At 73.9% G+C, this 20,145-nt stretch carries 19 protein-coding genes and 1 pseudogene; 12 read left to right on the forward strand and 8 right to left on the reverse strand.

Annotated elements, in window-relative coordinates; translation table 11 throughout:
* Positions 1-15 precede the first annotated feature (15 nt).
* The 3 genes and pseudogenes from sufU to ACFWP3_RS15680 all read left to right on the forward strand — a co-directional run bounded on the left by sufU (position 16) and on the right by ACFWP3_RS15680 (position 1,921).
* Complete coding sequence (gene sufU / locus ACFWP3_RS15670) at positions 16-477, forward strand: Fe-S cluster assembly sulfur transfer protein SufU (protein WP_362389978.1); 462 nt, start codon at positions 16-18, stop codon at positions 475-477.
* Positions 474-818: a metal-sulfur cluster assembly factor gene (locus tag ACFWP3_RS15675; protein WP_030027092.1), complete on the forward strand. Its 345-nt coding sequence runs from the start codon at positions 474-476 to the stop codon at positions 816-818. Before sufU ends, ACFWP3_RS15675 begins: the two co-directional genes overlap by 4 nt.
* An 81-nt stretch (positions 819-899) precedes the next feature.
* Positions 900-1,921, forward strand: a pseudogene (locus tag ACFWP3_RS15680) (hypothetical protein).
* 24 nt (positions 1,922-1,945) lie between these two features.
* Here ACFWP3_RS15680 and ACFWP3_RS15685 read toward each other — a convergent pair.
* Positions 1,946-2,785, reverse strand: coding sequence for a hypothetical protein (locus ACFWP3_RS15685; RefSeq protein WP_384220808.1), 840 nt, complete (start codon positions 2,783-2,785; stop codon positions 1,946-1,948).
* A 131-nt stretch (positions 2,786-2,916) separates the two neighbouring features.
* Here ACFWP3_RS15685 and ACFWP3_RS15690 point away from each other — a divergent pair, with 131 nt between their 5' ends.
* Positions 2,917-3,237, forward strand: coding sequence for a DMT family transporter (locus ACFWP3_RS15690; protein ID WP_384220811.1), 321 nt, complete (start codon positions 2,917-2,919; stop codon positions 3,235-3,237).
* Entirely contained in the window at positions 3,237-3,797 is a 561-nt protein-coding gene (locus tag ACFWP3_RS15695; protein WP_384220813.1) for a TetR/AcrR family transcriptional regulator, read from the forward strand. The genes ACFWP3_RS15690 and ACFWP3_RS15695 overlap by 1 nt, the downstream gene beginning before the upstream one ends.
* Here ACFWP3_RS15695 and ACFWP3_RS15700 read toward each other — a convergent pair.
* Positions 3,794-4,741: a winged helix-turn-helix transcriptional regulator gene (locus ACFWP3_RS15700; RefSeq protein ID WP_384220815.1), complete on the reverse strand. Its 948-nt coding sequence runs from the start codon at positions 4,739-4,741 to the stop codon at positions 3,794-3,796. The two genes, ACFWP3_RS15695 and ACFWP3_RS15700, sit on opposite strands and share 4 nt — an antisense overlap.
* 93 nt (positions 4,742-4,834) lie before the next feature.
* Here ACFWP3_RS15700 and ACFWP3_RS15705 point away from each other — a divergent pair, with 93 nt between their 5' ends.
* Both ACFWP3_RS15705 and dapD read left to right on the forward strand, forming a co-directional pair.
* The gene (locus ACFWP3_RS15705; RefSeq protein ID WP_384220817.1) at positions 4,835-6,091 is read left to right on the forward strand and encodes an MFS transporter; all 1,257 of its coding nucleotides are present in this window, start codon (positions 4,835-4,837) and stop codon (positions 6,089-6,091) included.
* 9 nt (positions 6,092-6,100) lie between these two features.
* On the forward strand, positions 6,101-7,081 hold the full coding sequence (dapD, locus tag ACFWP3_RS15710) for a 2,3,4,5-tetrahydropyridine-2,6-dicarboxylate N-succinyltransferase (RefSeq protein ID WP_384220820.1): 981 nt from the start codon (positions 6,101-6,103) through the stop codon (positions 7,079-7,081).
* Positions 7,082-7,204: 123 nt separating this feature from the next.
* On the opposite strand, the gene ACFWP3_RS15715 is transcribed toward dapD, so the two are convergent.
* Together ACFWP3_RS15715 and ACFWP3_RS15720 are read right to left on the reverse strand one after the other, a co-directional pair.
* A complete protein-coding gene (locus ACFWP3_RS15715) occupies positions 7,205-7,459 on the reverse strand; it encodes a hypothetical protein (protein ID WP_384220822.1) in 255 nt (84 codons plus the stop codon).
* Between the two features lie 213 nt (positions 7,460-7,672).
* Positions 7,673-9,514: an endonuclease/exonuclease/phosphatase family protein gene (locus ACFWP3_RS15720; protein WP_384220824.1), complete on the reverse strand. Its 1,842-nt coding sequence runs from the start codon at positions 9,512-9,514 to the stop codon at positions 7,673-7,675.
* Positions 9,515-9,798: 284 nt separating this feature from the next.
* Between ACFWP3_RS15720 and ACFWP3_RS15725 the strand changes: the two genes are divergently transcribed.
* Both ACFWP3_RS15725 and ACFWP3_RS15730 read left to right on the forward strand, forming a co-directional pair.
* Positions 9,799-11,391 carry a hypothetical protein gene (locus ACFWP3_RS15725; protein WP_384220827.1) on the forward strand — a complete coding sequence of 531 codons (1,593 nt, stop codon included), beginning with the start codon at positions 9,799-9,801 and terminating at the stop codon, positions 11,389-11,391.
* A 243-nt stretch (positions 11,392-11,634) separates the two neighbouring features.
* Positions 11,635-13,074 (forward strand): alkaline phosphatase PhoX, encoded by a 1,440-nt coding sequence (locus ACFWP3_RS15730; RefSeq protein ID WP_384220829.1) that lies wholly within the window; start codon positions 11,635-11,637, stop codon positions 13,072-13,074.
* A gap of 53 nt (positions 13,075-13,127) precedes the next feature.
* Here ACFWP3_RS15730 and ACFWP3_RS15735 read toward each other — a convergent pair whose 3' ends face one another.
* The 4 genes from ACFWP3_RS15735 to ACFWP3_RS15750 form a co-directional block, all read right to left on the reverse strand.
* On the reverse strand, positions 13,128-13,304 hold the full coding sequence (locus ACFWP3_RS15735) for a hypothetical protein (RefSeq protein WP_384220831.1): 177 nt from the start codon (positions 13,302-13,304) through the stop codon (positions 13,128-13,130).
* 114 nt (positions 13,305-13,418) lie between these two features.
* A complete protein-coding gene (locus ACFWP3_RS15740) occupies positions 13,419-14,681 on the reverse strand; it encodes a TerD family protein (protein ID WP_384220834.1) in 1,263 nt (420 codons plus the stop codon).
* A gap of 62 nt (positions 14,682-14,743) precedes the next feature.
* A complete protein-coding gene (locus ACFWP3_RS15745; RefSeq protein ID WP_384220836.1) occupies positions 14,744-14,965 on the reverse strand; it encodes a hypothetical protein in 222 nt (73 codons plus the stop codon).
* Positions 14,966-15,113: 148 nt separating this feature from the next.
* A complete protein-coding gene (locus ACFWP3_RS15750; RefSeq protein WP_384220838.1) occupies positions 15,114-16,655 on the reverse strand; it encodes an aldehyde dehydrogenase (NADP(+)) in 1,542 nt (513 codons plus the stop codon).
* Between the two features lie 127 nt (positions 16,656-16,782).
* Here ACFWP3_RS15750 and ACFWP3_RS15755 point away from each other — a divergent pair, with 127 nt between their 5' ends.
* From ACFWP3_RS15755 to ACFWP3_RS15765, 3 genes are all read left to right on the forward strand, one after another.
* Positions 16,783-17,565 carry an IclR family transcriptional regulator gene (locus tag ACFWP3_RS15755; RefSeq protein WP_384220840.1) on the forward strand — a complete coding sequence of 261 codons (783 nt, stop codon included), beginning with the start codon at positions 16,783-16,785 and terminating at the stop codon, positions 17,563-17,565.
* Positions 17,566-17,773: 208 nt separating this feature from the next.
* On the forward strand, positions 17,774-18,802 hold the full coding sequence (locus ACFWP3_RS15760; RefSeq protein WP_384220842.1) for a hypothetical protein: 1,029 nt from the start codon (positions 17,774-17,776) through the stop codon (positions 18,800-18,802).
* On the forward strand, positions 18,799-20,085 hold the full coding sequence (locus tag ACFWP3_RS15765) for a sensor histidine kinase (RefSeq protein ID WP_384220845.1): 1,287 nt from the start codon (positions 18,799-18,801) through the stop codon (positions 20,083-20,085). Before ACFWP3_RS15760 ends, ACFWP3_RS15765 begins: the two co-directional genes overlap by 4 nt.
* Positions 20,086-20,145 lie beyond the last annotated feature (60 nt).

Genomic DNA, 20,145 nt, shown 5'->3' on the forward strand with positions numbered 1-20,145 from the left:
GAGGACGAGGACGCTGTGAAGCTGGATTCGATGTACCAGGAACTGATCCTGGACCACTACAAGCACCCGCACGGGCGTGGCCTGCGCGACGGCGACGCCGAGGTGCACCACGTCAACCCGACGTGCGGGGACGAGATCACGCTGCGCGTGAAGTACGACGGAGAGACGCTCACCGACGTCTCGTACGAGGGCCAGGGCTGCTCGATCAGCCAGGCCAGCGCGTCCGTACTGAACGAGCTGCTCGTCGGCAAGCAGCTGGCCGAGGCGCAGAAGATCCAGGGCGTGTTCCTGGAGCTGATGCAGTCCAAGGGCAAGCTGGAGCCGACCGAGGAGATGGAGGAGGTGCTGGAGGACGCGGTCGCGTTCGTCGGCGTCTCCAAGTATCCGGCGCGTGTGAAATGTGCTCTGCTGAGCTGGATGGCGTGGAAGGACGCGACGGCCCAGGCACTGGGCGACGCGGAGAGGAAGACGGCATGACCGAGAACGCGACGCCCGAGGCGTCGACCAAGCCGGCCACCGAGGAAGAGGTCCGCGAGGCCCTCTACGACGTGGTCGACCCCGAGCTGGGCATCGACGTCGTCAACCTGGGCCTGATCTACGGCATCCACATCGACGACGCGAACATCGCCACCCTCGACATGACGCTCACCTCGGCGGCCTGCCCGCTGACGGACGTCATCGAGGACCAGGCGAAGTCGGCGACGGACGGCATCGTCAACGAACTGCGCATCAACTGGGTCTGGATGCCCCCGTGGGGCCCCGACAAGATCACGGACGATGGCCGCGAGCAGCTGCGCGCGCTCGGCTTCAACGTCTGACCGCCCGCTTGTGAGGGCCCCCGGCACGGTCGTGCCGGGGGCCCTCCCTGTTTTCCGGGGTTCTCCGGGCGGACGGGTGACGTGCACGTGGAGTTGGCCGCCGTGTCCGAGCCTTCTCGACGGCCGTCACGCCGTGACGCAGCAGCACCCGAGGAGACCCTCCGTGACCGCAGGGCCTCCGTCGCCGGGACCGGGGACGTGACCGTCACCGGCGCCGGAGCGGTACGGCAGCTCGCGGTCTCCGCGCGGGGCCGCGGCTACACCGACCTCACCGTCAAGGTGACCGGACTCGGCGGCAAGACGACCACCAAGACCCTGTACTACGCGGCGTCGGCCGCCGTGCGGAACCCGGCCGACGCGCGCTACCTCACCGGCTCCGCGGACGCCTCGGCCGCCGTCGACATGGGCGGCGGCTACGCGGTCGTCGCCGACGACGAGTCCAACGTGCTGCGCCTGTACGACCGTTCCCGTTCGGGCGCCCCGGTGCGCATCTGGGACTTCAGCTCGCAGCTCGGCGTGAGCAAGGAGGTGGACATCGAGGGGGCGACCCGGATCGGCAACACCATCTACTGGACGGGCTCGCTCGGCAACAACAAGGACGGCGAGTACAAGGCGCCCCGGAACACGGTGTTCACCACCACGGTGAGCGGAGCCGGCACGGGCACGCAGCTCGCGTACGGGCGCTCGTACAAGAAGCTCCGCGAGGACCTGGTGGCCTGGGACAATGCCAACGGCAACCGCTACGGCTTCGCCGCGGGGACGGCGGCCGGTGAGGTCCCCAAGCAGATCGACGGGTTCAACGTGGAGGGGCTGGAGTTCGCGCCCGACTCCACGACCACCGCCTACCTGGGCTTCCGCGCCCCGCCGGCGCCCGTGGTGCCCGGCGGCAAGGCGCTGCTCGTGCCGGTGGTCCCCTGCCGACCACCGACCCGGGCGGCTGGGAGGCCATCGTGGACGTACCGGACCTGTCGGGGCCGGGCGCCCGCGTGCAGCTGGTGACGGGCAGCGGGTCGGCGGACCTGTACGGGGACGGGTCCGAGGCCAAGGACCTGATGCACCCGGAGTGGAAGAAGGCGCGCGCGGCCTGGTTCACCCTCGGCTGAGCTCCCCGTCGGACGGCCGCGGGCTCACCCCCCGCCGGCCTCCGGCCGCGCCGCGAACGCCCCGGCGGGCTGCTCGCGGCGCAGCCGCCGGTCCGCGTAGAGCAGGCCGGCGGCCAGCCGGGGGACGGGCAGCAGCAGGGCCGGGACGAGCAGCGCGCCCGGCAGGCCGAAGCCCGGGTAGAGGGCGTACGCGGCCGCCGGCAGGAGGATCGCGGCCGGGGCCGTGACCGCGAACGTCCGCCACCAGGCCCCGCGCACCAGCGCGGCCGAGCGGCGCAGCGCCGCCACCGGGCCGAGCCCCTCGTACCCGGCGGCCGTGGGGGCCAGCGCGAACAGGACGGCCAGCCAGAGCGCGACCGGGGCCAGGGGGAGCAGCGCGAGCGGCGGCAGGCCCGCGGCGAGCGCGGCCGCACCCGGCCCGGCGGCCGCCGTCAGGGCCGGCAGCCGGGCGCCCAGCACCGCCGGGATCCGCGGTACGGCGGCCCGCAGCAGCCCGGGCACGGTCACGGGCCGGCCGAGCAGGGCGGGCCGCAGCAGCGCCGCGGCCAGGGCGGTCGCCAGGGCGCCGGCGAACAGCAGGAACAGCACGGCGGCGGGGACGAGGGTGTGGACGAACACCCGGCTGCCGGCGGTCCGGGTGACCGAGGCCAGGGTGGCCGCCCCGGCCGCGGCGGCGACCGGCAGCAGCCCGGCCGACAGGCCCAGCAGCAGGGCGCCGAGCAGCCGGCCGCCGTACCGGCCCAGGGTGGCGAGGACCCCGCCGAGGAGCTCGCGCCGCCCCAGCGGGCGCAGGGGCACCACGCCGGGCCGCGGCGAGCGAGGGGGCAGCCAGCCGCCGCCCCGGTGGGTCCAGTGCTGCGCCATGCGAGAGCCCCCTGTCGCCGGAGGCGGACAGGGTAGCGCCGCGGGCCGCAGGAGTCCCGGGTGCTGCACGCCGCCGTGCGCGGCCCGCTCGATGTGTACGGTCGTACGCATCGTTGTGTACCCTTGTACACATGCCATACGTACTGCTCGCCGCGGCCATCGCCGCCGAGGTCGCCGGGACCACCGCCATGAAGTACAGCGACGGCTTCACCAAGCTGTGGCCCTCGCTGGGCACGCTGCTGGGCTACGCCATCGCCTTCACCCTGCTCGCGCAGACGCTGAAGTCGATGTCGGTGGGCACCGCGTACGCGATATGGGCCGGGGTGGGGACCGCCGCGATCGCCGCCATAGGCATGCTGTTCCTGGGAGAGGCGGCCACCGCCGCGAAGATCGCCGGGATCGTGCTGGTGATCGCCGGTGTGGTGCTGCTGAACCTGGGCGGTGCGCACTGATGGCCCCCGCCGTGCGCAGGTACGACCCCGAGCGGCGCCAGCGCATCATCGACGCGGCGATCCGGGTGGTGGGCGCCAAGGGCATCGCGGGTCTGAGCCACCGCAGCGCCGCCGCCGAGGCCGACGTACCGCTCGGGTCCACCACCTATCACTTCAAGACCCTGGACGACCTGCTGGTCGCGGCCCTGCGGCAGGCCAACGAGGGCTTCGCGCGGGCGGTGTCCCGCTCGCCCGCGCTGGCCGATCCGGAGGCGGACTTCGCGGGGTCGCTGGCCCGTCTGCTGGGGGAGTTCCTGGCGGTGGACCGGGCGCGGGTGGAGCTGGAGTACGAGCTCTACCTCGCCGCCCTGAAGCGCCCGGCGCTGCGGCCGGTGGCGGCCGAGTGGGGCGAGGCCATGGCGGCGGCCCTGATCCCGCGCACGGACCCGGTGACGGCCCGCGCGCTGGTCGCGGTCATGGACGGCATCAGCCTCCAGGTCCTGCTGACGGACGCGGAGTACGACGAAGCGTACGCGCGCGAGATCCTCGGCCGGGTGCTGCGGCCGGCCGGGCCGGCCTAGCCGGCGGACCCTTCGGGCTGTTCGGACCCGGTGGCCCCTACGGGCTCGGTGGGCCCTTCAGACCCCTCCGACCCGGCCGAGCGGACGGCGGTCAGGGCCGCCCGGACGCTCGCCTCGATGTCCAGGACCGGGTAGAACACCTCGCGCACCGTGCGGTCCCGGTCGATGACCAGGGTCAGCCGCTTGAGCCGGGTCACACCCGCCGCGCGGAACGTCGGCAGCCGCAGCGCCGCCGTCAGTGCCAGCTCCGCGTCCGACAGGAGCGGGAAGCGCAGCCGCTCCTGCTCCGCGAACTCCCGCTGCTCGTCCGGGCGCTGGGTCGACACCCCGTGCACGGTGGCGCCGGCCGCGGTGAACTCCGCGAGCTGGTCCCGGTAGGTGCACGACTCGAACGTGCAGCCCTTGGCGCCCGGGATCCCGGCCCAGCCCGGCGGATAGGACTCGGCGCGCGCGTAGGCGCCCGGGAAGCAGTACAGGACCGTGGCCGCGGTGTCCGCCACCGGGTCGCGCAGCTCGCCGAAACGGTCCGGCAGCAGCAGCTCCGGCAGCCGGGTGCCGCGCAGCGCGTGGACGCGCTCCGCCTCCCGTGAGGCCTCCGTCGTCGTCGCCGTCATTTCTCCCTCTCCCAGGATCCAGCTGTCCCCCCAGTCCTGGAGGGCCACCAGCACCGGCAGCAGCCCGCGGCCGCGCGGGGTCAGCCGGTACTCGTGCCGCACCGGGCGCTCCCGGTACGGCTCGCGCGTCAGCACCCCGGCCTCGACCAGCAGCTTCAGCCGCTCGGCCAGCACCTTGCGGGACATCCCCAGCTCGCGCTGGAGCTCGTCGAAGCGGTGCAGGCCGCGCGCGGTGTCGCGCACGATCAGCAGCGTCCACCAGTCGCCCACGACATCGAGGGCCTGGGCGATGGAGCAGTCCGCGTCGCCGAGGTGCGTGCGCTGGGCCATGGGCACTCCTTTGTCCGTTGACCCAAGGCTGTCATGCTGGCATAGTCCGTTCCCAAAAGGAACTCACTAGTTGGGGACGCGGGGGACACGGGTGTGGCGCAGGGATTCAAGGACGTACCGAGGACCGTGTGGCTGCTGGGCGCGGGGGTCTTCGTCAACGCCGTCGTCAGCTGCACGTTCGTCTTCGTCTTCGTCTGGCTGACCGGCCCGCGCGGACTCGGGGCCGCGCAGGCGGGCCTGATCGTCGGCATCGGCGGACTCGGCCTGGTCGCCGGGAACTTCACCGGCGGCTGGTACGGCGACCGCTTCGGCCACCGCCGGGTGCTGCTCACCGCGTCCACCCTCGGCGGACTCGTCCTCATGACGCTCCCCGCGCTGTCCACCGCCCTGCTCTACGCGGCCCTGCCGGCCGCCCAGTACGCCTCGGGGGTGGTCCGGGCCGCCAACTCCGCGCTCGTCGCCGTCACCGTGCCCGACGGATCCCGGCGCCAGGCCTTCGCCGTCACCCGCTGCCTGTCCAACGGCGGCTTCACACTGGGCACTCCGCTCGGAGCCTTGGTCGCCACCGGGTTCTCGTACGACTGGCTCTTCGTCGCGGAGGGCCTCGGCACGCTGTTCCTCGCCCTCTGGACCGCCCGGGTCGTCCCCGCCCGGGCCGCCCAGGTCCCCTCCGCGGCCCGGGACGGGGGTCCGGGCCGCGGAGGGCTGTGGCGGGAGCTGCGCGCACGGCCCGCCCTGCTCGTCCTGCTCGGCGCGATCGCCGTCGCCGACGTCGTCTACCGGCAGCACTACACGACCTTCCCCGTCTCCCTCGCCGACCACGGCCTCGACACCCGCGCGTACGGATTCCTCATCGCGATCAACGGCGGCGTCATCCTGCTCCTGGAGATCCCCGCCGCCCTCGCCCTGCGCCGCCGCTCGCCGCTGCACCTCGTCGGCACCGGGCTGGTGCTGGTGGGCGCCGGATACGCGGTGCTGATGCTCGGCGTGGGCCTCGCCGCCGCCGTCGCGATGATGGTGCTCCTCACCCTCGGGGAGATCCTCTACAAGACCACGGCCACCGCGTACGTGGCGGACGAGGCGCCCGAGCACGCCGTCGGCCGGTTCCAGAGCCTGTACGCGGGCGTCTCCGTCAGCGGTGTGGTGCTCGCCGGGCCGCTCGGCGGAGCCCTGTACACGGCCGCGCCGGGCCTGCTGTGGCCGCTGTGCGCGGTGCTCGCCGCGGGGGCGGGCGGGGCGGTGCTGTGGGCGGGCCGCGGAGCGGGGCGGCGGGCGGGCCCGGGCGCGGGCCGACACGCGGCGCGACCGGCACATGAGACCGGTTCGCACCCTCGGCCCGTCGCCGGTTAGGTTTCTGGCATGACTGCTACGCGTACCACCGGCGCCGTCGCCGCCGGACTTGCCACCATCACCGCTGACGGCACCGTCCTCGACACCTGGTTCCCCGCCCCCGAGCTGGTCGCCGAGCCCGGCCCGGCCGGCACCGAGCGCCTCACCGCCGACCAGGCCGTGGAGCTGCTGGGCGCCGCCGCGGCCAAGGCGATCCGCCAGGACGCGGTCCGCGGCGTCGAGGTCGTGGCCGTCCGTACGGTGATCTCCTCCCTGGAGGACAAGCCGCTCGACGCGCACGACGCGTACCTGCGCCTGCACCTGCTCAGCCACCGCCTGGTCAAGCCGCACGGCCAGAACCTGGACGGCGTCTTCGGCCTCCTGGCCAACGTCGCCTGGACCTCCCTGGGCCCGGTCGCCGTCGACCAGGTCGAGACCGTCCGCCTGAACGCGCGCGCCGAGGGCCTGCACCTCCAGGTCACCTCGATCGACAAGTTCCCCCGGATGACGGACTACGTCGCCCCCAAGGGCGTCCGCATCGCCGACGCGGACCGCGTCCGCCTCGGCGCGCACCTCGCCGAGGGCACCACCGTCATGCACGAGGGCTTCGTCAACTTCAACGCGGGCACCCTCGGCACCTCCATGGTCGAGGGCCGCATCTCCGCGGGCGTCGTGGTCGGCGACGGCTCCGACATCGGCGGCGGCGCCTCCACCATGGGCACCCTCTCGGGCGGCGGCAAGCAGATCATCTCGATCGGCGAGCGCACCCTGATCGGCGCCGAGGCGGGCGTGGGCATCGCGCTCGGCGACGAGTGCGTCGTCGAGGCCGGCCTCTACGTGACCGCGGGCACCCGCGTCACCCTCCCGGACGGCCAGATCGTCAAGGCCCTGGAGCTCTCCGGCGCCAACAACATCCTCTTCCGCCGCAACTCGGTCACCGGCGCCGTCGAGGCCCGCCCGTACAAGGCCACCTGGGGCGGCCTGAACGAGGTCCTGCACAGCCACAACTGACCCGCACCGGGCCGGTACGCCAAGACGCCCTCCACCCCCCGGCCGGGGGGTGGAGGGCGTCTTCGCGTGGTCGGGCCGCGCGTCGGCCCCGCGTCGGGCCGCGCGTCGGGGCTCGGTGGTGGGTCAGTGGCCGGGGAACGTGCGGATCAGGCCCGCGAAGGCCTGCTGTTCCGCCTCGGTCAGCTCCACCGACTCCAGCGGGTGCGAGGCCGCGCTCCGCTGGGCCGGGATCACCGGGAGGCCTTCGAAGGCCGCCGGCTCCGGGTGGTGGAAGCGGCCGTCCCACAGCATGTGGCCGAGGCCGACCACCCAGACGAGGGCGGCCACGAACAGGACGGCGAGGCCGATTTCCTGGGCGAGGGAGATGGAGGGGAACACGCGGTCCTCCGGGAGTGCGGGGTACAAGGCGGTACAAGATCGGGCGTGTGGACACTCAACACCACGCGCGCTCGATTCGGTAGGGATGTGTCGAGCGTCACGCCAGGGCCGAAAGTCCCTGACTTGTCCGCCTGTGGTCCTCCCCGGAACCGGCCCGGAGCATGGCAGAGGGCCCGGACGGGACGGCGTCCGGGCCCTCTGCGGTCGTGGGGGCTACGGCTTGAAGCGCAGCACCTGCGGGTCGTGGTCGCTGTTCTGGGCCGCGAACTCCGCGTTGATGTGCACGCTGTCGTACGTGAACTTCTTGATCGCCGGGCTGGTCAGGATCTGGTCCAGCACCTGGGCGTTGCCCTGGTAGACGTACGAGTAGCGCTCCGACTTCGGCAGCGACTTGATCGCCGGGTACAGCGCCCCGCCGTCGGCCAGCGCGTCCGTGGTCGCGGAGAACTCGAAGTCGTTGATGTCACCGAGGACGAGGACGTTGGCGTTCTTGTCCTCCGCCAGGATCTGCTTCACGAAGCCGTTCACGGCCTGCGCCTGGAGCAGCCGCTTGGCCTCCGAGGAGCGCACCGGCGGCTGGTGGTGCGAGGTCAGGCCCTCGTCGCCGCCCTTGGAGCCGAAGTGGTTGGCGATCACGAAGACGGTCTTGCCGCGGAAGACGAACTCGCCCGCGAGCGGCTTGCGGCTGTCGGCCCACGCCGGGTTCGCCGGGTCGATGCGGCCGGGGGAGTGGGTCAGGGCGGCCTTGCCGTTCTCCTTGACCACGCCGGTCGCCGTCACCGCGTCGCCCGGGGCGCGCTCGGTGAAGGAGACCCGCGCCGGGTTGAAGAGGAACACCTGGCGGATGTTGCCGCCGGGCTCGCCGCCGTCCTTCTTGTTCTCCGGGTTGATGGTCCGCCACTGGTAGGCAGGGCCGCCCGCCGCCGTGATCGCGGCCGCGAACTTCGTCAGGGTCTGCTCGGCGGAGACGGTGCCGTCGTTCTTGGCGCCGTTGTCGTCCTGGATCTCCTCCAGGGCCAGGATGTCGGGCGAGGCCAGGTTCTCGACGACCGCCTTGGCGAGGGCGTCGAACTTCTCCTGCGGGTCGGTCGGGTCGAGGTTCTCGACGTTGTACGTGGCCACCGCGAGCTCGTGGTCGGCCTGCGCCTTGGTCTTCTCGGGGGCGAGGGTGCCCGCCTTGACGGTGCCGAGGGTGCGCGCCACCAGGGTGTAGCCGCCGAACTGGTTGAAGTCCAGCGGGCCCTCGGTGGTGCCCGTCAGCTTGTCGCCGACGTTGGCCACCGGGAAGGGCTGCTGCGCAATGGGCGCGAGCTGCTGGATCTGGAGGCGGCCGGTGTTCTGGGACTCGTAGGAGCCGTAGAGGGTGCCGCCGCGCTTGGTGGGGTTCTCCCAGCCCTTCACGGTGACCCACAGCTCGGAGTACGGGTCGGTGGCGCCGACCACGCGCGAGGTGCCGATCTTGACGTTCATGCCCTCGAGCGACTCGTAGTAGTCCAGGGCGTAGCGCGAGGGCTCCAGGGCCAGGCCGTTGATGCTGCCGGCGGCGGCCGGGTCGCCGGCCGGGGCGTACTCGGCGGGCACCGAGTACTCGTTGATCGCGGTGGCCTCGGGGAGCGCGTTGCCCGCGGAGACGACCGTCACGACCGGCTTGGATATCTGGGTCACCGACTGGTTGCCGGAGCCGGTGCCGCCGGGGACGTACTCGCCGACCAGGCCGGAGACCTTGACCGCGTCGCCGACGGCGACGGTCGGGACCGAGCTGGTGAAGACGAACACGCCTTCGCTGGTGGCCTCGTTGTCGTCGGCGTCCGGGTCCTGGATCCAGAAGCCGCGCGAACCGTACGTCCGCACGCCCGTCACGATGCCCTCGACGTCGGTGACCTGCTTGCCGGCGAGGGGGGATATCCGGGTGGTGCCCTGGATGTCGTGAACGCGGACCGGACCGTCGGCCGCGGAGCCTTCGGCCGCGCCGGCGGAGCCCGCCAGCAGGCCGGTGGCCAGGGCGGTGGCGACGAGGGCCGCGACGGCGGCTGAGCGGGGATGCGAGGAGCGCATGGGCGGGAACTCCGGTGTGGGATGAGGGAGACGGCAGGGATGGATGGACGGACTGCGGCAGGAGGTCTGCGGGAGGTTTGCGGCTCCCGAAACATCTACGCGCGTCAATTTCCTGTGTGGCCAGCAAAGTTGTCAAGGGCTCCAGGGAATACGGCAGCTGACTGTGGGATGAACCAAAGGGGATGACCCGCCAGAGCCGCCCGAAATGCGTCTACGCTGGGGCGCCGGGCGGGCCGTTCGGCACCCGTCCCACCGCGTCCGCGATCCGCGAGGAGAACCGCCCCATGTCCGCAGAGCCGCACTCCACGCTGCCGCCGGTACGGCTGCACTCCGATGCGGAACTGGCCCGCGACGCCCTCGTCGCCCCGCTGTTCGCCCGCGCGGTACGGCTCGCCCGCTGGGCCGGGCCCGCCACCCGTGTCGACACCGGAGGCGAACTCGTCGCCGAGCAGCTCCCCGAGGCCGCCGAAGCGCTCGGCCTCGACACGGCCGACGCGGACTCCGTCGTGTACGCGAGCCAGGCCTGGCGGGTCGCCGTGGACACCGGCCTGGTGGACGTGACCGAGCCGGACGAGGACGCGGTCGCGGGCGGCGGCGTCGAAGCCGCGGCGGGCGACGGCGCGGGAGCCGGGCAGGCCGGGCCGGGCGGCGGGCAGGCCGGGCCGGGAGCCGGGCAGGCCGGGCCGGGCGGCGGCGCGGAAGCCGGGGCGGACGGGGCGCAGTTCGGCACCGCCGCGCCCGGCGAGGACCTCGCGCTGGTGACGAGCGGTGCGCCCGGCGACGTACTCGACCTGTGGCTGGCGGCCCTGGACACCGTGCTGGCCGACGCGGCCGTGCCCGACCTGGACGACCTCGTCGACGCGCTGGACGCGGGCGGGGACATCGACTTCGACCAGCTGGACTGGAACCCGCGGCGCGAGGCGGACTTCCTGGACGGGGTCCTCGCCAACCTCTACCTGCTCACCGTCACCGAGGGCGGGGCGGCGGACCGGCCCGTTCCGCTGCCCGTGCTCGCCGCCTCCATGGTGGTGCCCGACGACATGGGCGAGCCGACCGACGCCGTGCTGGAGCAGGTCTCGGACGCGATGATGCGCCTCGACGACCAGTTCCGGCAGCTGGAGCCCATCGGGCTGGTCGAGTTCCGGCCCGTCGACGAGGAGCTGATGGCGGAGGCGGACGACGAGCAGATCGCCGCCGGCGGCGCCGACGACGAGGACGTCTCCCGCTACGGGATGGTCCGCCTGACCCCGCTCGGCCTCTACGGGATCCGCGCCCGGCTGCTGGAGGCCGGGGTCGAGGCCCCCGCCGTGGGCGAACTGGCCGGCAAGGGCGCGGACGCGCTGCTCGACGCCGTCTCCCACTACCCCGAGAGCGCCGCCCAGGCCGAGATCGAGGCCTGGCTGGCGGGCCGCGAAGTGCCCGAGGCCGTCGCCGAACTGCTCGCGGCCGCCCGCGGCGACGACGAGGGCGCCCCGCTGCGCCGGCTGCGCTGCCAGCAGGCCCTCGCACCGGCCGGGCCGGAGGCCGAGCCCGCGGTCCGCGCGGTGCTCGACGACGGGGAGCTGGGCGGGCTCGCCCGGGTCTGGCTGGCCGAGCGCGGTGTGGCCGACGTACCGGCGCCGGACGCGACGATGGTGTTCTGGCTGACGGTCGACACGATCGCGGCGCAGCTCGCCGCCGACGGCGAGACCGAGGAGCTGCCGCTGCTGATGGAGACCCTGACCGCCCATCACGCCGGGTTCTTCGAGGAGGTGTGGCGGGTCGAGCACCCGGCGACCGCGTACGTCCTGGAGGCGATGGGGCGGCTGCATCCGGACAAGAAGGCGGCGAAGGAAGCCCGCAAGGCCGCGTTCAAGGCGCGCTCGCGGCAGTCCTGAGCACCGCCGGGAGCGGGAGCGGAGACGGGAGCGGAGGCGGGCGGGGGCGCGGGGCGGCGGGCGTCTGATGCCCGGCCCGGGCGTCGACAATGCGTCATTTCATGGCCGGAGTTGGCCATTCCCGCCACGGGCAAGGGGTCGGGTCCTCTTACCGGGTAGTTCAGCCGCCGTTCACGTGCGGGCGGGAGCGTGTGCGCCGACGACTGCACGACAGGCGCACCACTCCCCACCCCTGGAGACCCGATGCCGCTCAGCCGCAGAGACTTCACCGCCCGTACCGTCATCGCCGGGGCGGGCGTCGCGCTCACCGGGACGGTCGGCGCCCTCGCCACCGCTCCGGGCGCCCTGGCAGCCGACGACAGCACGGCCCGCGACGAGCACGGACGGCCCTGCGAGCCCGGCTACGGCCCGCTCGTCCCCGACCCGGCCGGCATCCTCGCCCTCCCCGCCGGGTTCAAGTACCGCGTGATCACGCACAGCGGGGTCACCACCCTGGAGTCGGGCGAGAGCACCCCGTCCAACCACGACGGCACGGCCGCCTTCGAGGGCCGCCGCGGGGTCACCCTCCTCGTCAACAACCACGAGCTCAAGGGCACCCGGGACAAGTGGGAGCACCCCGTTCCGCTCGCCGAGGGCCTCGTCTACGACCCGGCCGCGGCCGGCGGGTGCACGGTCGTCGAGGTCCGGCGGGGCGGCGAGGTCGCCGAATGGGTGGGCATCGCTGGTACGTCGACCAACTGCGCGGGCGGTTCGACCCCCTGGGACACCTGGCTCACCTGCGAGGAGAACTCCGACCTCGCGGGCAAGAACGGCATGACCAAGGACCACGGCTACGTCTTCGAGGTCGATCCCCACGACCGCCGCGCCAACCGCGACCCGAAGCCCGTCAAGGCGTTCGGGCGGTACGACCACGAGGCCGTGGTCATCGACCCGCGGCAGGGCCACGCCTATCTGACCGAGGACGCCTCCGGCCCCAACGGGCTGTTCTACCGCTGGACCCCGCCCCGCGGCTTCCACCACGGGCGCGGCAGGCTGCGTACGCTCGCGGCCGACGCGGGCGTGCTCCAGGCCGCCAAGTGCATCGACAGCTCGGGCCGGTTCGTCGACGACCTCTCGCGCGCCACGAAGATCGGCACGGTCTACGGGGTCGACTGGGTGGACGTACCGGACCGCGACGCGCGGACCGTGCCGGTGCGCAAGCAGTTCGCCGACGGCGTCGTGACGCGGGGGCGCAAGCTTGAGGGCATGTGGTGGGCCGACGGCGGCGCGTACTTCGTGTCCTCGTACGCCCGCGAGGAGAGCCCGGGTGCGGCGCACGACGGCCAGGTGTGGTTCTACAACCCCAAGCGGCGCACGATCCGGCTGACGGTGCTGATCGGGGTCAACGCGGACCCGTCGACGGGCGGCGGCTACGACGGCCCCGACAACATCACCGTGTCGCCGTACGGAGGCCTGGTCATCGCCGAGGACGGCTCGGGCCTCCAGCACCTGTTCGGCGCGACCGAGTCGGGCCGCACCTACCCGCTGGCACGCAACGAGCTGAATATCGGGTCGGCCGAGGAGCCGGAGTACTCCGAGTTCGCCGGTGCCTGCTTCTCCCCGGACGGGCGCACGCTGTACGCCAACCTCCAGGACCCGGGCATCCTGCTGGCCATCACCGGGCCGTGGCGGCGCGCGCACTGACGCGGCCGCGGGGCGCGCGCGGACGACCGGCGCGCCCGGGCCTACGGGGCCGCCTACGGGGCCGCGGAAACCTCCGCCTGGGAGGCCGCGGCCCACTCGGTGAGCAGGAACTCATACGCCTCCGAGGGCCACTCGCCGTCCACCCGGGTCTCGACAAGGTGCCGTATCGCCTCGTTCGCCTCTGCGGCGGACGGGCGGGCGGGCCCCGCGGGAATGACTGACTTGTGCATGAGTCCAAGGCTACGGGCGGGCACTGACAGCCACCTCCGGATTACGCGTGGCATCCATCACCCGGAAGGGTGCCCCGGGTGGCGCCGGACGGCTTCCTGTGCCCGCCCACCTGCTCAGAGAGCCTGCGAAGCAGGCTTCACCATGCCGCGCACTGTGCGGGACTTCACAAAGTCGCCCATGGCCGTCATCTCCCACTCACCGCTGAACTGCTTGATGAGCTTGGCCATCATGACCCCGGTCTGCGGTTCGGCGGTGGTGAGGTCGAAGCGCACCAGCTCCTCGCCGCTCGCCGCGTCGATCAGGCGGCAGTACGCCTTGGCGACCTCGGTGAACTTCTGGCCGGAGAAGGAGTTGACCGTGAAGACCAGGCCGGTGGCGTCGGCGGGGATCCGGCCGAGGTCCACGACGATCACCTCGTCGTCGCCCGCGCCCTCGCCCGTCAGGTTGTCGCCCGAGTGCTTGATGGCCCCGTTCAGGATCGACAGCTTGCCGAAGTAGCAGCTGTCGATGTGGTTGCGCTGGGGGCCGTACACGATGACGGAGGCATCGAGGTCGATGTCCCGGCCGCGGAACGCGGGCTCCCAGCCGAGGCCCATCTTGACCTGGGAGAGCAGCGGGCGGCCGCCCTTGACCAGGGAGACGGTCTGGTTCTTCTGGAGGCTGACCCGGCCCTTGTCGAGGTTGATCTTCCCGCTGCCGGCGGCCTGCGGGGCCGGGGGCGCCGGGGGCGCGGGCGGAACGGGGGCGACGGGCGTCGTGGGCGTCGTACCGCCGAGCCAGGGGGAGGGCGGGTACGAGACCGGGGCGGCCGGGGGAGCCGGCGGCGCCGGCGGGGCGACGGGGGTGGCGGCGGGGGCGGGGGCGGCCTGCGCGGCGGCCGGCTCCTCGTCCACGGAGACGCCGAAGTCGGTGGCGATGCCGGCGAGGCCGTTCGCGTACCCCTGGCCGACCGCGCGGACCTTCCACACGCCGCCGCGCTGGTAGACCTCGACGACGACCAGCGCCGTCTCGGCGGCCAGCTGCGGCGGGGTGAAGCTGGCGATCACCGCTCCGCCGTCCGCGTTGCGCACGGTGGCGGTGGGCTCGACGCCCTGGAAGCTCTGCCCGGCGGCATCCGGGCTGGCCGTGACCACGATCCGCTCGATCCCGGGCGGCAGGGCGGAGGTGTCCACGGTGATCGAGTCCGGCGCCGCTCCACCCCCCGACCGGTAGCTGATACCGGGCCCGGAGGGCTGGTTGTAGAAGATGAAGTCGGCGTCGGAGCGCACCTTGCCGTCCGCCGTCAGGAGCAGTCCGGATACGTCGAGCCGTACCGGCGCGGCCACGTCCACCGTCACACGGACGGCATTGAGCGGCAGGTTGGATCCAGGGGTCATAGCGGTCATGCCGGGAGAACGACCGGAGGTGCTTTGCCGTTCCCTTACCCTCGCGGGAGATTTCAGCGCCGGTTGCGGGGGTGGTTCTTCGCCGTGCGCTCGTTGCCGAACTTGTACGCGCCGGTCCAGCGGGCCATCACCAGCTGGGCGTCGCCGGACTCCACCTCGGTCACGAACTTCTCCGCGCGGCTCCCGCGCAGGGTGGCGGCGGTGCGGCCCTGGTGGGTGATGACGACGGAATCGTCGCGGTGGCGTTCGTACGAGAATCCCTGCGGCTTCGGCATGGGCGGCAGCCTGCCCCGGCCGGTGCGGGGCAGGCAACGGAATATCGGCGTTCCGGCAGGCCGGGGCGGGGCCTGCCGGGGTGAGGCCGGTCGGGGTGGGGCCGGGCGGGGCCTGCCGGGGCGGGCGCGGCGAGCCCCGGCAGGCCCGTCAGCTCGCGGCGGGGCCCGTCACGCGGCGCGGCAGGCCGAGCGGGTTGGCCTCGCGCAGCTCGGGCGGAAGCAGCGCGTCCGGGACCGACTGGTAGGCCACCGGGCGCAGCCAGCGCTCGATGGCCGTCCCGCCGACCGAGGTGGAGTGCGAGGTCGCCGCCGGGTACGGGCCGCCGTGGTGCTGGGCAGGGGCCACCGCCACCCCGGTCGGCCAGCCGTTGACGACGATCCGGCCCGCCAGCCCCGTGACCTGCCCGATCAGCTCGGTGGCCGGGCCAGGCGCGCCCTCGGTCTCGGCGGCCGACAACTGGAGGGTCGCGCTCAGGTTGCCGCCCAGGCGGCCGAGCACCGCGCTCGCCTCGCCCTGGTCGGCGTACCGCACGACGACGGTGACGGGACCGAAGCACTCCTCCAGCAGCACCTCGTACTCCCCGCCCGAGGCGCTGTCGAGGAGGCGGGCGGCCGGCATGGTCAGGTAGCCGGCGCCGACGGTGTGCGCGCCGCCCGAACCCGGCGTGACGGGTGCCTCGACACCCGGCAGCGCGGCCCGCTCGCGCACCCCGGCGACGAAGTTCTCCCGCATCCGGTGGTCGAGCAGCACCCCCGGCTCGGTCTCCCCGAGCGCCTTGGTGAGCGCGCCGGTGACGCGGTCGCCCGCCGCGCCCCCGGGGACCAGGACGAGGCCGGGCTTCACACAGAACTGGCCCACGCCGAGGGTGACCGAGCCCGCGAGGCCGGTGCCGATCTCCTCGGCGCGTTCGGCGGCCGCGGCCGGGGTGACCACGACGGGGTTGAGCGAGCCCAGTTCGCCGTGGAAGGGGATGGGCACGGGCCGGGCGGCGGCCGCGTCGAACAAGGCCCGCCCGCCCCGGATGGAACCGGTGAATCCGGCGGCGGACACCAGCGGGTGGCGGATCAGCGTCAGGCCGGCGTCGAACCCGTGCACCACGGAGACGACCTCGGCCGGGAGCCCCGAGGCGACGGCCGCCCGGCGCAGCAGCGAGGCGCACAGCTCTGAGGTGGCGGGGTGGTCGGGGTGCGCCTTGACGACCACCGGACAGCCGGCGGCGAGCGCGCTCGCGGTGTCCCCGCCGGGGACGGAGAAGGCGAGCGGGAAGTTGGAGGCGGCGTAGACCGCGACCACGCCCAGCGGCACCTTGTAGCGGCGCAGTTCGGGGCGCGGCGGGCTGAGGGAGGGGTCGGCGCGGTCGATCCGGATGTCGAGGTGCGAGCCGTCTTCCACGGCGTCGGCGAAGGCGCGCAGCTGGCCGGTGGTGCGGGCCAGCTCGCCCGTGAGCCGGCCTGGGCCCAGCGCGGTCTCGGCGTCGGCCGCCTCGACGACGTGCGCGGCGGCTTCGTCGAGGAGGTCGGCGGCGGCGCGCAGGAAGGCGGCGCGGGCGGCGGTGTCGGCGAGCGCGCCCCGGGCGGCGTGGGCGTTCCGTACGGCTTCGTCCACCTCCCGGGGTGTGGCCTCGACCGCAACCTGTTCGCGCTGCTTCCCGGTGCGGGGGTCCACACTCCAGACTGGTGTCGTTGTCATGGCCCACTGCCTCCTGGATCGTTCAGTATTCTGAACGCCGTTCCGGTGGATGAATGATCACATCTGCCGGGGACTCTATTTCCGCGTCCTCGGCGTGACAAGAGGCGGCCAGAGGGGAAGCAGGCGCATGACGACGACCGAATCGGGAAGCACGGTCCCGGCGTCACCGGTCAAATCGGCGGTGCGGACGGTCCTGTTGCTGGAGCACTTCGCGGCGCGGCCGGGCCTGCACAGCCTCGCCGACATCCAGAACGACCTCTCGCTGCCCAAGTCCAGCCTGTACATGCTGCTGCGCACGCTGGTGAACCTGGGGTGGGTGGAGACGGACGCGACGGGCACCCGCTACGGCATCGGCGTCCGGGCGCTGCTGGTCGGCAGCTCGTACATCGACGGCGACGAGGTGGTCGCGGCGGCCCGGCCCACCCTGGACCGGCTCTCCGACGACACGACGGAGACCATCCACCTGGCCCGGATGGACGGGACGAGCGTGGTGTACCTCGCGACCCGCCCCTCCCGGCACTACCTGAGGCCCTTCACCCGGGTGGGGCGGCGGCTGCCGGTGCACTCCACGGCGCTGGGCAAGGCGCTGCTCGCCACGCACACGGACGAGGAGGTGCGGGGCCTGCTGCCGCGGCGGCTGGAGGCGGTCACCGAGCACACCGTCACCGACCGGGAACGGCTCATCGAGGAACTGGCGCTGGTGCGGGAGCAGGGCTACGCGGTGGACCGGGAGGAGAACACGCTGGGGCTGCGCTGCTTCGGGGTGGCGGTGCCGTACCGGACGCCCGCGCGGGACGCGGTGAGCTGCTCGGTGCCGGTGGCGCGGCTGACGACGGAGCACGAGCAGGTCATCAAGGCGGCGCTGTTCGAGGCGCGGGACCGGCTGTCGGTGGTGACGCGGCGGATGTGACCGGGGGAGCGGGGCGGTGGGGCGGTGGCCGGCGTGTAGGGGGCCGGCGGGCTGGAGGGGCCTCGCGGGCGGCGCCAGGCCGGTGGGCCGGTTCCTCGGCTCGGACTACCCGGCGGGCGGCGGAGGGGGCGGTTCCTCCCCCGGCCGGGGGAGGCGGTTCCCCTGTGAGGGGGAGGTGGCGGGGCGGCGCGGGCGGGACCGTTGGGTCATGACCACACGAGCCGTTCACGAGACGTACGAGACGTACGCGACGCAGCCGTCGGCCCCCGGCCTGGGGACCGGGCGGCGGATCCTGCGCGTGGTGGCGCTGGCCGCCACCGTGCCCTATCTGGCGCTCAAGGGCGCCTGGCTGGCCGGGAGCCAGGTCGGCATACCGGCCGGCAGTGTGCTGAGCGAGCCCGGGCTGTTCTTCACCGTGGCCAATGCCGTCACCCTGGCCATGGACGCCTGCGTGATCCTGCTCGTGCTGGTGCTCACCCGACCCTGGGGCATACGGGTGCCGTCCTGGCTGCTGACCGTCCCGGTCTTCTTCGCGACGGGGCTGCTGACCCCGATCCTCCTCGGCTTCCCGGGCCAACTGCTCATACGGCTGCTCGGATTCGGGGCCGAGCCGGCCGCGGCGGGCGCGCCGGAGCCCTTCCTGGACCCCTGGGTCTTCAACGTCGTCTACACCGGGTTCACGGTCCAAGGACTCGCCCTGGCCGGTCTGTTCGTGCCCTATGCGCGGCAGCGCTGGGGCCGTCGGCGGCCGGGCGGGCCGGGCCTGCGGGTCTCCCCGGACGGGGTCCGGGGGAGGCTGCCGTCGTCCACGGGGGTGGCGGCGGCAGCCTCGGCGGCGGCAGGCCTGGCGGTCGCGGCGGTGTACGCGTACCGGGCCTTCGGCGGCACGGCCTGGCTGAGCGCCGAGCAGGCGGCCTCGTACACCGCGGAGGCGGGCATGGCGCCGGCCGCCCACGCGATCTGCGCGCTGGCCGCGGGAGCGGGGGCCGTCCTGCTGGCCCGCGGCGGGCGGCTCACGGCGAGGTGGTCGCGATGGGCTCTCGGTGCCGCCTGGACCGGCTCGGGTGCGGCGCTGAGCTGGGGGACGTGGATGCTGGTCGCCTCGCTGGGGCCGCAGTTGGACGGGGGCGAAGGGCCTGGCGGAGCAGTCCTGGTGGCCTACGCTGGGCAGATGATCACCGGACTGCTCTCGGCCACCGTGCTCATACGGTTCCTCACGGCCCGCCGCATCACGTGAACCGGCTGTTCGGGGCCCGGGCCAGGCTGCGCTGGATCCACCAGATACTCGGCGGGGCCCTGCTGATGCCGTACTTCCTCCTCGCCCAAGTGGGGGTCGGCGTGGCGGCCGGCGGGGTCAACGCCCTCAGCTCCCTCCCGCTCGCCCTCACCGCCTACGCGGCAGCCCTGCCCCTGGCCGCGGTGACCGCCGTGTACGGGCTGGTCCGGCCGCTGTCCGTGGCCGCCGTCCGGGCCATGTGCGCGGTACCGGGGGAGCGGCTCGCCGAGGGCCCGGCGCGGTCGTGGGCCGCGCGGGGCCGGACCTCGGCCTGGTGGACCCTGCATCTGGGGGTCGGCGCGCTGGTCAGCGGGATGACCCTCGCCGTCCCGCCCATGGCGGTGGTGCTGATCGTGCTGCCGTTCGCGAGCGGGCTGCGGGAGTCCGGGCTCGGGCTGGGCTGGTTCAGTACCGGAGCCGGCCCGTACGTGGCCCCGCTGCTCGGGACCGGCCTGCTCGGCGGGCTCGCGCTGTGCGCCGCCGGAGCCGGGGCGCTGCTGGCCCGGCTGGCGCCCGTACTGCTCGGGCCGGCGGCGGCGGACCGGCTGGCCGCCGCCGAGGAGCGGGCCGCCGACCTCGCGGTGCGCAACCGGCTGGCCCGGGAGCTGCACGACGCGGTCGGGCACGCGCTGAGCGCCGTCACCCTCCAGGCGGTCGCCGCCCGGCGGGTGCTCGACAGCGACCCCGGGTTCGTCCGGGAGGCGCTGGCCGCCATCGAGGACACCACCCGGCGGACGGTGGGCGAGCTCGACGCCGTCCTGGGCCTGCTGCGGGACGGCGACCCGGCCGGGCAGGACGCCGCGCCCGCGCCGACCCTGGCCGCCGACCTCGACGGCCTGCTGGCCCGCACCCGGGCCTCGGGCACCACCGTCACCGCCGACCAGGACCCCGGACCGGCCCGGGACTGGTCGGGGCTCCCGGCGATCGCCTCCCGCGAGGCGTACCGGATCGTGCAGGAGGGGCTCAGCAACGCGCTGCGCCACGGCGCGGGACCCGTGGAACTGCGGATCCGCGTACAGGACGCGGCCGGGACCGGACACCGTGAACTGGAGATCACCATGACCAATCCACCCGCCCCACCACCCACCCCGCCCCAGGCCGAGGGGCACCGCACCACCGGAGGCCGCGGTCTGTGCGGCGCCGCCGAACGGGCCGCCCTGCTCGGCGGCCGCGTCCAGGCCGGTCCGCACGAGGGCCGGTGGCGGCTGCGGGCCGTCCTGCCCCTCGCGGAGGACACCCGATGACCACACCGAGCCCGCACCCGCACCCGCACCCGCCCGCGGCGCCGCACCCGTCCGCCACGC

Origin of the sequence: Streptomyces sp. NPDC058525, from assembly GCF_042719495.1 — a bacterium.
GTDB lineage: Bacteria > Actinomycetota > Actinomycetes > Streptomycetales > Streptomycetaceae > Streptomyces.

Coding starts and splice junctions, on each gene's coding strand:
- ACFWP3_RS15675 (WP_030027092.1), top strand. CDS start 474: ATGACCGAGAACGCGACGCCCGAGGCGTCGACCAAGCCGGCCACCGAG.
- ACFWP3_RS15685 (WP_384220808.1), bottom strand. CDS start 2,785: ATGGCGCAGCACTGGACCCACCGGGGCGGCGGCTGGCTGCCCCCTCGC.
- ACFWP3_RS15690 (WP_384220811.1), top strand. CDS start 2,917: ATGCCATACGTACTGCTCGCCGCGGCCATCGCCGCCGAGGTCGCCGGG.
- ACFWP3_RS15695 (WP_384220813.1), top strand. CDS start 3,237: ATGGCCCCCGCCGTGCGCAGGTACGACCCCGAGCGGCGCCAGCGCATC.
- ACFWP3_RS15700 (WP_384220815.1), bottom strand. CDS start 4,741: ATGGCCCAGCGCACGCACCTCGGCGACGCGGACTGCTCCATCGCCCAG.
- dapD (WP_384220820.1), top strand. CDS start 6,101: ATGACTGCTACGCGTACCACCGGCGCCGTCGCCGCCGGACTTGCCACC.
- ACFWP3_RS15720 (WP_384220824.1), bottom strand. CDS start 9,514: ATGCGCTCCTCGCATCCCCGCTCAGCCGCCGTCGCGGCCCTCGTCGCC.
- ACFWP3_RS15725 (WP_384220827.1), top strand. CDS start 9,799: ATGTCCGCAGAGCCGCACTCCACGCTGCCGCCGGTACGGCTGCACTCC.
- ACFWP3_RS15730 (WP_384220829.1), top strand. CDS start 11,635: ATGCCGCTCAGCCGCAGAGACTTCACCGCCCGTACCGTCATCGCCGGG.
- ACFWP3_RS15735 (WP_384220831.1), bottom strand. CDS start 13,304: ATGCACAAGTCAGTCATTCCCGCGGGGCCCGCCCGCCCGTCCGCCGCA.
- ACFWP3_RS15740 (WP_384220834.1), bottom strand. CDS start 14,681: ATGACCCCTGGATCCAACCTGCCGCTCAATGCCGTCCGTGTGACGGTG.
- ACFWP3_RS15745 (WP_384220836.1), bottom strand. CDS start 14,965: ATGCCGAAGCCGCAGGGATTCTCGTACGAACGCCACCGCGACGATTCC.
- ACFWP3_RS15750 (WP_384220838.1), bottom strand. CDS start 16,655: ATGACAACGACACCAGTCTGGAGTGTGGACCCCCGCACCGGGAAGCAG.
- ACFWP3_RS15755 (WP_384220840.1), top strand. CDS start 16,783: ATGACGACGACCGAATCGGGAAGCACGGTCCCGGCGTCACCGGTCAAA.
- ACFWP3_RS15760 (WP_384220842.1), top strand. CDS start 17,774: ATGACCACACGAGCCGTTCACGAGACGTACGAGACGTACGCGACGCAG.